This is a genomic window from Polaribacter filamentus (assembly GCF_002943715.1).
In the GTDB taxonomy this organism is placed as follows: domain Bacteria; phylum Bacteroidota; class Bacteroidia; order Flavobacteriales; family Flavobacteriaceae; genus Polaribacter; species Polaribacter filamentus.
Window position 1 is genome coordinate 459,840 of record NZ_MQUA01000014.1, and the last position, 13,428, is coordinate 473,267.

Sequence of the window (13,428 nt, forward strand, 5' to 3'; positions counted from 1 at the left end):
ATAACTTTCAAGTTACTATGCCCGAATTTTGCAATTGTATTATACTGATATAGGTTGACCTTTTTTGGTTTAATTTGAACTAGCTATTTTCTAAATTAGAAGTTCAGTTAAATTTACGTTATTTCTGCGATATGATTTATATTTTATATTCGGATTCAAATGGACTTCGGCAGGTTTTCTTAAACCGAGGCTAAAATGGGCTCTTAAATTATTGTAAATAGATACTGCTTGTTTTGTTATTTGTTGAGCAATGTCGGTGTTTTTTATACAGTTTCTAAGTTCATATTCATAATTTAAAGTTCTATTAATCCTTTCTGCAATTGCAATTTGCTTTGGTGGAAAATTAATTACTGCAATAACTTGCTTTCCTATAATTTCCTTTGTGTTATAAAGTTCAGTTATTTGTGCAGAAGTTTTTCGTTGTCCAAATTCTCCAAAATCGACGACTGTTTTATAAGCTGGATTTCTTACCTCTTTAAATTCTTCTGCTGAAATAATAGTTCCTACTCTCATTTCAACTTTCATAAATTCATTCCATTCTAATTTTTTTCTTTTGAAGACTCCATAAATATATTGTTTTAAGTACAATTTTGGCTTTTTATAAATTTGTTATTTACTTATTTTTAGTCCTATAATCACGAATATCGTTCCGACTACTTCGTAAATAGTTATTTCTTCTCCTAATATCAAATACGATAATAAATACCCAAAAACAGGCGCTAAAAACAACCACTTACTTGCTTTGACGGTATCTTTTTTGAGTAGATTTAGCCAAAGTAATGTGGCGAAAACTGAAATGACGATAGTTAACCAAAACAGAGAAATATAAAAATTAGAATCTAAAATAATAGCCTTAGTATTCATTATATAAGCAACTGGAATTAGAAAAATTCCTCCTATAAGAGTTTGCCAACCATTAATAGATTTATTTGATAATTTTAAATCAATTTTTTATAATATACACTTCCTAAAGAGTATGATGACATTCCGATTATTAATAATATAATTCCAATTAAACTGGCTTTTGACTCTTTAAGTATAGGAATAGTTGCTATTAAAAGACCTCCAAAACAAATTAAAAAACCAATTATTTCATATTTAGAAACTTTCCTTTTCAAAAAAAGAACGGAAAATAATATTATTAATATTGGGTTAATAGAAATGAATAGATTCATTAATCCAGCTGATACAAATTCTATTGCTGCGAATAAACAACCGAGATAAATAGTTATGTTTAGTAATCCGAATATTGTAATTTTTAACCATTCAGATTTAGATGGTAGTTTTTCCCTTGAAAACATTTGAAGAACTGTGACCATTAATAGACCTGCTATTAAAAATCTAATTACCGCTAACGTTAATGGCGAAGATGAATTTATGCCGATTTTCATAGCAATTGCAGCAGAAGCCCAAAGCAAAGCAAAGAATATTCCAGTTGTATTTTCTTTTTGTCGTATAGTTAATATTTGCATTTATTTTATCTGGTTATTTTCGCCTTACTGATTTTTTTCAAATTGTGCCTAACGGCTCGGCTATGGTTAGTACGGGAATTAAAAGTAATTAATTTCCGATTAAGCGATTAGCCAAAACTTTTTTTTGTTTTATCTTTTTTGTTCTAAAGCCAAATCAAAAAGATTTGGCGGACTTACTAAGAATACACTAGACTTTGGGTTAAGCACCAAACCCAGTATTAATTATAGGCATTGTTGTAAGCCGTTTTTATTCCGCGGTTGTGTTCGGATTATGTTCAATTTTGAAGTTACAAGAATTTGCTATAAAGCACATTTCATTTGCTTCTTGGTGTAATTCGTTAGCTTTCGAAATCATACTCAAATCTGTGATTTTAACTTTAGGGTTTAGAGTAACTAATGTGAATTTTCCACTACCATTTTTAGTTTCTTCCATTATTCCAGTTGCGTTGTCCAAATATTCAGTCACTATAATTTTATTCACAGAACATAAATGCAAATACCAAAGCATATGGCAAGCTGATAATGAAGATAGGAAAAGGTCTTCAGGGTTATTCTCGTTTTGTCTCCCAAAAAAGAAGGGTCAGAAGAACCATTTATTCCATCGTATTTTTCAGTAGCTATAATTTTATGATTTCTATTGAAAGATTTGTAATTCAAAGTTCCATTTCCTTCGTTTCCTGTCCATTCAACTTTGATTTCGTAGTTGTGTTTTTTCATTCTTATTTCAAATTATTATCGGTTTTCTCTTATGTACATTAAGATACATGGTTTACAAAAGTTAAAGATTAGACGTTACACTAAATTCAGTAAATAAATCACAGATAGAAAGTCTGCGAGGACTTTCGCAAATTAACTAAAATCAGCAATTAATTTTATACGGTGTTGGCAACTGGCTTTTATTTTTCCAATGCAAACTTTATGATGCTTTCTACGTGAATTTTAGTTGTATCAAACACAGGAAAGTTAAAGTCTTTTTGTTTAATTAACATAGGTATTTCGGTACAACCTAAAACAATTCCTTCTGCTCCTCTTTCGACCAACTTGTTAGCATAATTAATAAACTTCTCCTTTGAATCTTTAGTTACAATTCCTTTTCCGAGTTCATTTTTTACAATATTTTGAATTATTTCAATATCTTTTTCATCAGTTGGGATAATTGTCTCTATATCGTATTCTTTCAGCTTATCACGGTAAAAGCCCATTTCCATTGTGAATTTAGTTCCTAATAATCCAATCTTCCTCAATTTTTTTCTATTTATTTCCTTTGCAGTAGCAGTTGCAATATGAAGAATTGGAATATCAATTTTTTCTTGAATTTCGTCTGCAAATAGATGGGCTGTATTTGCACACAAAACTATTGCATCTACATTGCTTGAAACTAAACTTTTACAAGCGTCAAAAATGAGATCAAAAGAATTTGTCCAACCTTTGTTTTGAACATCTGAAAAATTTAAGGAATATATAATACATTCCGCAGAATTTAATCCACCCAATTTTAAATTAATACCTTGATTTAAAAATTTGTAATAATCCAATGTTGAAGTCCAACTAATTCCTCCTATAAGTCCAATTTTTTTCATTCTATATTTTTTTTTCGTTCTATGTTCTGTTTTTAGCTTTTTACTAGCTGGTTTTTTCGGTTTTTATCGACTTCGTATTCAGCTAAACGGACATTTGAAATAAACTAACTGTAGCATTATTATAATGAGCCGGAAGTTCAGATGTCTCTTTTAATATTGATAAGCCTAAAAAATCAAATCCACATTTTTGTAGTAATTAATTAGTCCTACGTTTTCTCCAACAGTATCCATTCTCACAAACTTTTTGTCCTTGTGGATGGCATAATTCTTTGACCATTTTGCAATTTCACTTACCAAATTCCGACCTCTAAAATTTGGGTTTGTAGAAATCCTATGAATATAAATAGCAGGTTCTTCATTTTTTCTTGCCAAATTTGAATGTCACTTTCTGTAATAGCCCAAACACAAGCAATTTCATCATCAATTACAATTTTCCATTGTCTATTTTCGTTAATTTCCTTTTCAATTAATTCTAGGTCAAAATTTGGCCAAGGAACAACTGATTTTGTTTTTTGAAAATCGGTTGCTATTTTATAAAGTTCGAGTATTTTATTAATATCCTCAATTTTACTATTCAGTATTTTCATATTTCTTTAATGCTTCTCGTTCTGTTTCTTCAGCTGTACGTTAAGATACATGGTTTACAAAAGTTAAAGATTAGACGTTACACTAAATTAGTAAACAAATACGTGCCAGAGAAAATTCCGAAGGAATTTTCCAAATAAGCAACGACCAAAGCAATTAATTATACACGCTGTTGTAGCCAGTTATTCTATCCATAATGTTCCTTCCGAAAACGTTTTTGCCTTTCCAGCTATCAAGACCCTATTTTTTTTATTTGTGCATAACAACTTTCCTTTTCTAGCAGATAACTGAATTGCAGACATTTCTTTTTTATTCAGAACATTACCCCAATATGGAATTAATGAAGCATGGGCAGAACCAGTAACAGGGTCTTCAAATATTGTTGCTTGAGGAATGAAGAATCTTGATACAAAATCAGAATTATTTCCTTTGGAAGTTATTACTACACCTCCTGGGTCAATATTTTCTTTGTCAAATATGCTTTTATCTATTTTAATATTCCTAACATCTTGTTCAGTTTCATAGACTAAAATATAATCTCTCGACTTTAAAACTTCTTTCGGCTGTTTGTTAAGAGATGCTTTTATAAAATTCGGTAATTCCACTTTAACAGGATTCCTTTGAGGTAAATCCATTACATACATGTCGTTTTCAACGTGAACATACAATTGTCCACTTTTAGTATTGAAAACTATTTTGTCTTTATTATAATCTAAAATCGTTGTTAGAACATGAGCTGTTGCAATAGTTGCATGTCCACATAAATCAAGTTCTAAATCAGGTGTAAACCATCTTAACTCTATATCGTCTCCACTGTTGTAAATAAAAAATGCAGTTGCGTCAACAGAATTTTCTTTTGCAATATTCTGAAGTAATTCATCTTCCAACCATTCATTTAGTGGCACAACTTTAGCAGGGTTTCCTCCGAATATTTTATCGGTAAAAGCATCTATTTGGTAATAATTTAATTTCACAGGATAAGTTTTTTTTAAATTGGTTACAACGTGTATGTATATGATTTGTTACGTATTTTAAGCACCTAATTTAGCAAATACAAACCGAATATAAAATCCGAAAGGATTTTCGCAAGTAGGCTTTTACCAGAAATTTTTTTTACACGGTGTTGCAAGTAGTTTTTTTTATTCAGACTGTTTTTTAAAAATCATAACATAATCTTTCTTGTATTCAATTTTCATTTCAAATTCAGATATTGATATAATTTTACTTATTGATTTGTCAAGAGAATTTCCTTTTTTATCTTTTTCCCATTTTCTATTAATCATTTTTTGTGTTGCAACAATTAATTTTCCTTGACGAGATTTTTTTGGTATTACCATTTCATATTCAATTTCATCTTCCGATTTCATTTGCTAATTTCCAGAATCAATATTTTCCAATGTAAATTGTTTGCTATATGTTCCATTTTTGTTGATTATTATATTTGGACTATTAGCTTTGACTTTCATTTCTTTTCCATTAGGATATTTTTTTATTATTTATTCGACAGATGTTTTTTCAGAATCGATAGTTTTTAAATAATCCCATTTTCCGATTAATTTGTTTCTTATAGTTTTTGAAGTTTGAGCATTTAAGCTCGAAAAACACAAACAAAAGATAATTCCAAATATTAATTTTACTTTCATAATTATTCAGCAATTTGTTTTTCAAATATAAGTTCACTGTATTTAGGATTTTTTTCTGAATAATAAACCTCAAATTTATCTCCGATTTTTACAAATTCTTTTTTAATCGTTAATTTCTGATTTTCGGTATATTTTTCTCCTTTTATTTGGAATTCATATTTTATAAATAAGCCTCTTTGAAATCTCTCCTCAATTTTAATAACAGTCCCAATTGTGCTTTTTGAGTTTTTTAATTCGTTTTTTTCTGTGAAACTATTCCAAGCTCCAAAACTAATTAAAGAAATTATGAATATGATTAAAATCCATATTTGAAATTTGGTCTTTTTCTCCTTTTTTTTCATTTTTTTTCATTTTTTTGAGCCAAGTGATAAATTACTTACAACGTGTATGTATATGATTTGTTGCGTATTTTAAGCACCTAATTTAGCAAATACAAACCGAATGTAAAATCCGAAAGGATTTTCGTAAATAGGCAAGAACTAGCAATAAATTATATACTTTGTTAGCTACAGTTTTTTCTCAGAAGTAACTACTTTAAGTCCTATTCAGTAAGATTGTTCTTGGATTGATTTGGTTATGGAAGACTTAACTTCTCCTGTATGCTTTGTTGTTTTAGTCTCTATTAACATAATTGAACATTCGTCTATTGAAGAAACTCTATGGTTAATTCCTTTTGGAACTACCAACATATCTCCAGTTTTCATAGTCCTATTAGTTTCATTTTCGACTTCCATTAAAAGTTCACCTTCTATTATGTAAAATAGTTCATCCTCATTTTCGTGATTATGCCAAGGAACTTCTTGGCCTTTGATCTTGGCAATTTTCACATACTGGTTATTAACTTCTGTAACTATTTTTGGAGTGAAGTAATCTTTAACGTCTTCTAATTGTTCTTTTAGATTCATTTGATTTCGTTTTATAATTGTAGCTAACGGACGTGTGTATTGTTTGTGCGTTTTATTAAAGTGCTAAGATAGAAAATTAATTTTTAAAAAAACCGTAAGGTCTTTTTTTTAGTTTATATAAATTAATCACACTATCCAAAGCTTCATCGGCATCTTTATGGATAAAATCAGATTGATAATTTAAAGTTACTTTTTCGTATGTTTTTTTTCGCCAGGGTTCTTTTTGTGTTTTCATAAGTGACTATTATTAAGTGTTTAATTTTTAGTCAACCTATTTCAGGAAAGTACATGCGTTAAATTACACACAACGGGTTGTGTATGGCTTCGTTGCGTATTTAAAGGTAATTTTTTCGGATTAGCACAAGCCAAATTTTTACATTTTGTTTTTATCTTTCATTTTTAATTCAAATTTAAAAATTTGGTGATCTTTGAAAATATGCTTTAACTTTGGTTAGGCAATTACCAGCAATGAGTTATACAAGGTGTTCTCTGCAGGCTTTTTATATGGATTAATAAAATCTAACTTATATTTATTAGTTCATTTTTTTAAATTAAAAATTAGCACACCACAAATTGTTATGATTCCTCCAATTATGGTAGACGTAATTGGTATTTCTTTTATCCAAATAGCTCCAATAATTATTGTTATTATTGGAATAATGTATAAGAATACAGTTGCTGATTGTACATTCATTTTTGACAAAACATAAGTCCAAGTTAAATAACCAATTGAGCCTGGAAAAACACCAAGATATAAAACTGACAAATGATTATATATGCTTGCTGTTTTTAAATTTTCTGTGTTTTCTAATAATAAAAAAGGTAACAAACAAAAGGTTCCAATCCACACAGAGTAACAAATTAAACTAAGAGGCGAGTATTTTTTTAATAATGGTTTTTGAAGTAAAAAAACACACTTTGAGAGAAAGCTGCAAGTAGGATTAAAAAGATACTCTTATTTAGATTTAACGCACCTCCCTCTGCAAAACAAATTAAACCAACACCAAAAAGACTGATAATAGTTCCAAGATAAGCTTTAGAATTTATTTTTTCTTTTAAAAATATTATAGAAAGTAACAATGTTAACATTGGAACAGTATTTATTATAAAACTAGCTGCACTAACAGTCACATTTAATTCGCCATAATTTAATGCAAGATTATATATTGTAATACCTGTAAATCCTATAAAAAAAATCTAGGTAAATCTTTTAAAATTATGCGATCAATTTTTTTAAAAAACGAAATTAATAGAAGTGTTAAGGAAGCAATTATAAATCTCCAAACAGATAATTGAATCGGTGTATATCCATCTAATGCTGCTTTTATTCCTACAAATGCAGAAGCCCATAAAATGATAGTAATTATTAATGAGAGATATACTAAAGGTTGTTTTGTCATACAATTATTAATTATAAATTAATGTCGTCAAAAATATTAGTAATTGATATCTCGGCAAATTTTTATAACTGAAAAATTTTTATTTATAACTGAAAAATTTTCAGTGAAGGTATATTTTATTTTGATGTAGCTTTACATTTATGGAAATCAAATATTTTAGATTAATAAAAACCATTACCGAAGAGGGGAGCATTGTTAATTCATCTAAAAGGTTATTTTTAACTCAATCCGCTTTAAGTCATCAATTAAAGGAGTTAGAGGAACAACTTGGTTTTAAAGTGTTTCATAGAGCTCGAAATAAATGGGAGTTAACAGAGGAGGGTAATGAGTTATATAAATTAGCAAATAATATTTTTGCCAGTATTGAAAAGAGTTTTGATAAGATTCAGAAAATAACAACGGGTTCGGTAGGGAGTATTGGAGTTAGTACAAAGTGCTTTTCTTTTTATCAAGGATTGCCTAATTTTATTCAAAAAATGGGATTATTATATCCTGAAATTACTGTTGATCTAATTCTTGAAGCTACCCATCAACCCATTGCAAAGATTTTATCAAATGAAATTGATATAGCCATAGTTACATCAAACCCTGAAAACGAGTTATTATTAAGTGTTGAAGTCTTTGAAGATGAAATTTTTGCTATTATGCATAAAGAAAATTTATTAAATAAAGTTGAATTTCTTGATGTTAGTTGTTTTTCTGATATACATCTAATTATCCACTCCTTTCCTTTAGAAACGGTTTCTGTTTATGAACAATTTTTGAATCCAAGTAAAATTATGCCTTTTAAAATTTCCGCTATTCCACTTACTGAGGTTGCTTTAGAAATGGTTAATGCTAATATGGGAATATTATGTATGCCAAAGTGGGCTTTAAAATCATTTAAATTATCAGATGATTTAGTTTACAAGAGAATTGGTAAAAATGGTTTAAAAAGAAGTCATTTTTTAGTCATCCGTAAGTCTGATAAAACTAAAAAATATATTCAAGATTTCATTTCAAACTTTACTGATGAATTTTCAACGGACTAGTTTTTTTAGCTTGCAGAGAACGGTTTGTATAAGAATAGTAAGGGATTAAAATGCACTTAATTTTCGAATTAGCACTTAGCCAAATTTACCGTTAATTTTCTTTTAACCGTCAAATTGTAAATTTGGCGGACTTTGCAAAATGTACTGCACTTTCGGTCGAGCATTTAACCTTTATTATTTTTATACATTGTTATCTCCTTTTTTGATGTGAGATTGTTGGGTCTTTACTCCTTTTATTAAAAGCCAAAAGATAATTGAAAATTCCCCAATCGCCAAAGGAACTATCAAAATAGGAAAAATAATTTCTTTATAAAGTGGAAAAAGTAATGAAGTAAAACTATCAGTCAAATAAGCAAAACACCCAATTATTAAGAAAATTCCTATAATTTTTGGAATAAATTTCGACTTAATAACTAGCAGTCCAAGTGGATAAAGCCAAAGCCCCCAAAATATTCCAACAATAAAAATCCCATGTTCGTACAAATTTAGGAACACCATCATAATAGAATTTAATTGGTTTTCATCAAAAATGGTTAGATAATCAGCCCCACTAACAAGTATCTGGGCTGCAACTAGATTAAGTATATTCAGGAAAGCTATTGGCACCGAAATCGTAACCAATGTAACCATCAGCCTAGCGTGTTTGGGGTTAACCCCTTTAAGTAAGCGATTTAGAGACAAGACCAAAAAGACAAAAATCGTCTGGCTGATTAGATTACTTATCATACTTAAGCGAAAAAGTAATTCAGAATCCATAATGTTATTGGCTGTTGCTGTTGCGTTTCCCGCTACCATAATATTGGAGGGTACATACATGATACCAAAAGCACCTGTTATTCCCATTAATAGATACATTAATCCCGCTATTCTTGCGTTTTTTTTCTTTGAGTTCATTTTCTTACCTTTTTGATTGATAATTTCAAGACGATTTAGTAATTAGAATGTTATAATAGAACATACGATTTTTCTTGATTTTAATTGCAGATAACGGTTTTTATATGAAAAGTAGCGGATTTTTAAGCACTTACTTTTCGGATTATTGCTGATTTTAAATTTATAGAATTTATTTTCGTTTAAGCATTTAAACCGCTATTTTTTATATACCGTGTGTGTGCCCAGTATGGGCATCTTTAACTTATCGCAAGATAAGTTATTCAACTAGAGGGTGCAAGTCCCTTATGCACAGGAGTAACGTCTTGAAGCATTAGTAAGTCGCAAGGGTGGTAACTGCGAAGTTACATCTGAAGAAAGCGAGACTACAAAACTCGTTACTGACGAACAGAAATCGTATACAGCGGCATATTTACTTGGGTAAGCAAGCACATCATTGTAACGCCCAAAAGAGTAACAAAAGGGTAAGTATGTAGATACGGCAGGAATTGAGTGAAAGAAGATGCCATTACCTGGGGAGGTCTCTAGAGCCACGAGTTGGCTGTATAGAGAAGTCAGCAGAAGTCATAGTACTTACAGGAAACGAGGAGGGAAAAACCCTCACGGTCTCACAAGTAAGGAAGGACTGAACATTAAATTACGTTGTAATTCGACTAGGAGGCATTGCTAGCCTAGTCTTAGCTCAACAGGAGTAAACAAATTATTTAAAACTATGATTGCCCAAGTATTAGAAGCTACGAATCTTTATAAAGCAGCACGTCAAGTTATGCGCAATAAAGGAGCAAGCGGAATAGACAGTATGTCGCATCAAAAACTCCCTGAATACATTAGGGAAAATAGGTCAGAACTACTGCTATCCATTTGTAATAATAGCTATGTACCACAAGCAATTTTAGGAGTAACGATCCCTAAAGGAAATGGTAAAACCCGACTTTTAGGAATACCAACGGTAGTAGACAGATGGTTACAACAGGGGGTAAACCAACAATTAATGACTAAGTTCGAATACGAATTTGAAACCTTTAGTTACGGATTTCGCCCACAGAAGAACATCCAAAAGGCAGTACTACAAGCCCAGCGATACATCAATGATGGCTATCAGGATATTGTAGATATTGACTTAAAAGGATTCTTCGATGAAGTAGACCATTGCATCCTACTGCAACTTATTTACAACAAAGTACAATGCCGAACCACCTTGCGTTTAATCCGAAAATGGCTTAGAGTTCCCATTTCAATAAATGGAAAACTTTATAAACGCCGAAAAGGAATTCCACAAGGCAGTCCAATAAGTCCATTACTATCTAATATTATATTAGACGTTCTGGATAAAGAAATGCAAAAACAAGGGGTACGATATGTGCGTTATGCAGACGATTTTAGTATGTATGCTAAAAGCAAAAGCGAGGCAAAACGAATAGGAAATAGCATGTATTTGTTTCTTAGAGACAAATTAAAGCTCCCTATAAATGGTGCTAAAAGTGGTATACGCAGACCTGTAAATTTTAAATTGCTAGGACACGGTTTTGTGCCAATCTATAAGAAAGGCATAAAAGGGCAGTATCAACTAGTTGTAAAACAGGAAAGTTGGGAAAAGTTTAAGCGCAATCTTAAAAGTTTAACCAAGAAAACCAAACCAATGTCTTTACTAGAAAGACTCGAGCGACTAAATCAAGTTTGCAGGGGCTGGATGAATAATTACCGATTAACAAACATTTATGCTAAACTTAAAAAGTTGGATGAATGGTTGCGAAATAGGTTACGATATTGCATTTGGCATGATTGGAAAAAACTAGAAAGAAAACGTAAAAGCCTAATTCGATTAGGAATAGAAAACGGACAAGCGTATGCTTGGAGTAGAACAAGAATGGGAGGCTGGGCAGTAGCCCAAAGCCCTATACTTAAAACTACAATTACCCTTTCTATACTTAAAAGAAAAGGTTACAAACCCATGGTAGATTACATAAATAAGAAGCAAACTTCAATTTGGTGAACCGCCGTATACGAGACCCGTACGTACGGTGGTGTGAGAGGCGCACTGGCTACTTTTTGGTAGTCAGCCGTCTACTCGATTATCTTTAGTTTTTTATTATTTCAAAGATTCTTCCAGTATTTATATCTGTGTTTTCTGTCCAAACATTTGTGTCATTATACCAAACTTTATTACAAACTGTGTGATTATCTCCATATCTATAATTTGTTTTAATAGTATCTGTTTCCGTATCATTCCATTCAATATATGTAACTGCATTTTCCATTATATAAGTATTTGGAAATAGTTGAAAAGCATAAATATCTGAACCAGAATCTTCGGGTGTTATAATTTTAAAGTTTCTTGAAGCATCTAAATTAGAATTATAAACTTCTTCAATTTCTCCATTTTCTTTTAAGTAGAAAATTTTTATAGGTTCACTTAAATATGCATTTGGATTGTTAGGGTTTAACAAGTCGTTTCCATTTGAATCTTTAAATGTGAAAATTATATCCGTGTCTAAATTATAATAATCGTTATCATTATTATTGTCATCTGAACTGCAAGAAACTATTAGTATAGTTGCTAGTAGTAAAAAAATTAATTTTTTCATAAATTTATTTTTTAAGGTTTAATTCTATATATGCATTCTCTATTATATTGAAAGTTTGGATTAACCGCATTACCGTCAACTAAAATATTTACGCCATTTACCCAAAGATGGTTTTTGTAAAACCAACCATTACCTGCATTGTTCCAGCCCCAATTCATATGTAACCATTCATATCTGTTTTCTTGTTGGGTGTATTCATATGTTGTGCCTTCATTGTAAATATATAAATCATATTGTTGTTTGTAACCATCACAAACCCAAGCGTGACCATCTTGATAGCTTGTCTGTTTCCAAAACCAAGTTCCACTTGTTTCAAAAGAATGATAACCATCCATATAAACAGGGCGATTGTACATATAAATTTCTTGCTTTACTGTGCTAAAATTATAAGAAGAATATGTCGCAGTAGAAGAATATCCGTAATCATTAATTAAAGAATTTTTTGCATCTTCGGAATCTGCTCCAGAACTAGATGCTGAATAATTCATGTTTACATTAATACCAATGTCAGACATTAGTGATGCAATTTCTAAACCTGTATTTGTCGTGAAAGGACGGTTTGGCATACCTGCCCAATTAAAATTATTGGGCCATTCATGATAATGCATTATTTGCGCTGTAGCTACTGCAACACAACCAGTTGGGTTATTGTTTGGGGTGAAATTATTATATGGAAAATTTTGTCCCCAAGTTGTTTGCATTAATGGTCCAACTTGTTCATTTACTGTGTGACTATATCTCGCATTTGAGTTTGAATTATTACCACTTCCTGTTTCTCCGTCATCATCAGGATTAGTATCGTCATCTGGAAAAGGCATAACATAGTACCATTGTTTTTCAACCTCTTCAATAGGTTCTCTTGCTTCTAAAATATCATTGAAAACAATATTTTCAGCAATCCAACTTTTTAATCCATCAGGGGAATTTTCATTAAATTCAAAAGCACCTGTTTCTGAGTGGGCTGCAATAGGCACGTTTTTTGAGTTTGAAGTAACTAAAACAAATCCCTCAGGTTCCATATTAACAATATAGATACCTGTTTTACTATTGTAGTCTTTTATTGTTTCAATTGAAGATATAGTAGTTTTTGTTTGGGTACTGTTTTTTTGTAGATAGTTTTGTGATTTGTAGGTTTTATTAAAAAAAATTAAAGCGACTTCTTTAGCAACTTCTTCTGTTATTTCTGTTCCTTGAATTATTTGATTGGAATTTGAATTTAGTTCTCCGTCAATGGGTTCATTATCACAGGAATAAAATGATAATAATGTAATAGCGAAGACGAGTTTCAGTCCGTTAATCAGTTTGTTTTTTTTCATAATTCTTGGATTCAACGTTG

At 30.5% G+C, this 13,428-nt stretch carries 19 protein-coding genes and 1 pseudogene; 2 read left to right on the forward strand and 18 right to left on the reverse strand.

Features of this window, described 5'->3' with window-relative positions; translation table 11 throughout:
• Positions 1–90 precede the first annotated feature (90 nt).
• The 15 genes and pseudogenes from BST83_RS21210 to BST83_RS21110 form a co-directional block, all read right to left on the reverse strand.
• Complete coding sequence (locus BST83_RS21210) at positions 91–525, reverse strand: integrase core domain-containing protein (RefSeq protein ID WP_170062842.1); 435 nt, start codon at positions 523–525, stop codon at positions 91–93.
• An 84-nt stretch (positions 526–609) separates the two neighbouring features.
• Entirely contained in the window at positions 610–948 is a 339-nt protein-coding gene (locus tag BST83_RS18770) for an EamA family transporter (protein WP_104811249.1), read from the reverse strand.
• Positions 939–1,472: a DMT family transporter gene (locus tag BST83_RS18775; protein ID WP_104811250.1), complete on the reverse strand. Its 534-nt coding sequence runs from the start codon at positions 1,470–1,472 to the stop codon at positions 939–941. Before BST83_RS18775 ends, BST83_RS18770 begins: the two co-directional genes overlap by 10 nt.
• Before the next feature lie 247 nt (positions 1,473–1,719).
• Positions 1,720–2,189, reverse strand: a pseudogene (locus BST83_RS18780) (OsmC family protein).
• Positions 2,190–2,368: 179 nt separating this feature from the next.
• Positions 2,369–3,052: an aspartate/glutamate racemase family protein gene (locus tag BST83_RS18785; protein WP_104811251.1), complete on the reverse strand. Its 684-nt coding sequence runs from the start codon at positions 3,050–3,052 to the stop codon at positions 2,369–2,371.
• A gap of 165 nt (positions 3,053–3,217) precedes the next feature.
• Positions 3,218–3,424, reverse strand: a complete 207-nt coding sequence (locus BST83_RS21630) for a GNAT family N-acetyltransferase (protein WP_367889208.1) — start codon at positions 3,422–3,424, stop codon at positions 3,218–3,220.
• A complete protein-coding gene (locus tag BST83_RS21635) occupies positions 3,343–3,639 on the reverse strand; it encodes a hypothetical protein (protein ID WP_367889217.1) in 297 nt (98 codons plus the stop codon). The genes BST83_RS21630 and BST83_RS21635 overlap by 82 nt, the downstream gene beginning before the upstream one ends.
• Positions 3,640–3,819: 180 nt before the next feature.
• Complete coding sequence (locus BST83_RS18795; RefSeq protein ID WP_104811252.1) at positions 3,820–4,611, reverse strand: PhzF family phenazine biosynthesis protein; 792 nt, start codon at positions 4,609–4,611, stop codon at positions 3,820–3,822.
• 165 nt (positions 4,612–4,776) lie between these two features.
• Positions 4,777–5,004, reverse strand: coding sequence for a hypothetical protein (locus tag BST83_RS18800; RefSeq protein WP_104811253.1), 228 nt, complete (start codon positions 5,002–5,004; stop codon positions 4,777–4,779).
• Positions 5,005–5,282: 278 nt separating this feature from the next.
• Positions 5,283–5,621: a hypothetical protein gene (locus BST83_RS18805; RefSeq protein ID WP_104811254.1), complete on the reverse strand. Its 339-nt coding sequence runs from the start codon at positions 5,619–5,621 to the stop codon at positions 5,283–5,285.
• 204 nt (positions 5,622–5,825) lie between these two features.
• Positions 5,826–6,185: a cupin domain-containing protein gene (locus tag BST83_RS18810; RefSeq protein ID WP_104811255.1), complete on the reverse strand. Its 360-nt coding sequence runs from the start codon at positions 6,183–6,185 to the stop codon at positions 5,826–5,828.
• Positions 6,186–6,261: 76 nt separating this feature from the next.
• Positions 6,262–6,420, reverse strand: a complete 159-nt coding sequence (locus BST83_RS20020) for a hypothetical protein (RefSeq protein ID WP_170062810.1) — start codon at positions 6,418–6,420, stop codon at positions 6,262–6,264.
• 303 nt (positions 6,421–6,723) lie between these two features.
• The gene (locus BST83_RS18815; protein ID WP_367889216.1) at positions 6,724–7,047 is read right to left on the reverse strand and encodes an EamA family transporter; all 324 of its coding nucleotides are present in this window, start codon (positions 7,045–7,047) and stop codon (positions 6,724–6,726) included.
• 23 nt (positions 7,048–7,070) lie between these two features.
• The gene (locus tag BST83_RS21105) at positions 7,071–7,382 is read right to left on the reverse strand and encodes an EamA family transporter (protein WP_104811257.1); all 312 of its coding nucleotides are present in this window, start codon (positions 7,380–7,382) and stop codon (positions 7,071–7,073) included.
• Positions 7,370–7,585 carry an EamA family transporter gene (locus BST83_RS21110; RefSeq protein ID WP_104811258.1) on the reverse strand — a complete coding sequence of 72 codons (216 nt, stop codon included), beginning with the start codon at positions 7,583–7,585 and terminating at the stop codon, positions 7,370–7,372. The genes BST83_RS21105 and BST83_RS21110 overlap by 13 nt, the downstream gene beginning before the upstream one ends.
• 140 nt (positions 7,586–7,725) lie before the next feature.
• Between BST83_RS21110 and BST83_RS18830 the strand changes: the two genes are divergently transcribed.
• Positions 7,726–8,616 carry a LysR family transcriptional regulator gene (locus BST83_RS18830; protein ID WP_104811259.1) on the forward strand — a complete coding sequence of 297 codons (891 nt, stop codon included), beginning with the start codon at positions 7,726–7,728 and terminating at the stop codon, positions 8,614–8,616.
• A 180-nt stretch (positions 8,617–8,796) separates the two neighbouring features.
• Here the strand turns inward: BST83_RS18830 and BST83_RS18835 are convergent, their stop codons facing one another.
• A complete protein-coding gene (locus BST83_RS18835) occupies positions 8,797–9,510 on the reverse strand; it encodes a DUF4386 domain-containing protein (protein WP_104811260.1) in 714 nt (237 codons plus the stop codon).
• 709 nt (positions 9,511–10,219) lie between these two features.
• Here BST83_RS18835 and ltrA point away from each other — a divergent pair.
• Positions 10,220–11,500: a group II intron reverse transcriptase/maturase gene (ltrA, locus tag BST83_RS18840; protein WP_104808356.1), complete on the forward strand. Its 1,281-nt coding sequence runs from the start codon at positions 10,220–10,222 to the stop codon at positions 11,498–11,500.
• 85 nt (positions 11,501–11,585) lie between these two features.
• Here ltrA and BST83_RS18845 read toward each other — a convergent pair whose 3' ends face one another.
• Both BST83_RS18845 and BST83_RS18850 read right to left on the reverse strand, forming a co-directional pair.
• Positions 11,586–12,092 carry a hypothetical protein gene (locus BST83_RS18845; RefSeq protein WP_104811261.1) on the reverse strand — a complete coding sequence of 169 codons (507 nt, stop codon included), beginning with the start codon at positions 12,090–12,092 and terminating at the stop codon, positions 11,586–11,588.
• A gap of 11 nt (positions 12,093–12,103) precedes the next feature.
• On the reverse strand, positions 12,104–13,408 hold the full coding sequence (locus BST83_RS18850; protein ID WP_104811262.1) for a C10 family peptidase: 1,305 nt from the start codon (positions 13,406–13,408) through the stop codon (positions 12,104–12,106).
• Positions 13,409–13,428: the final 20 nt, after the last annotated feature.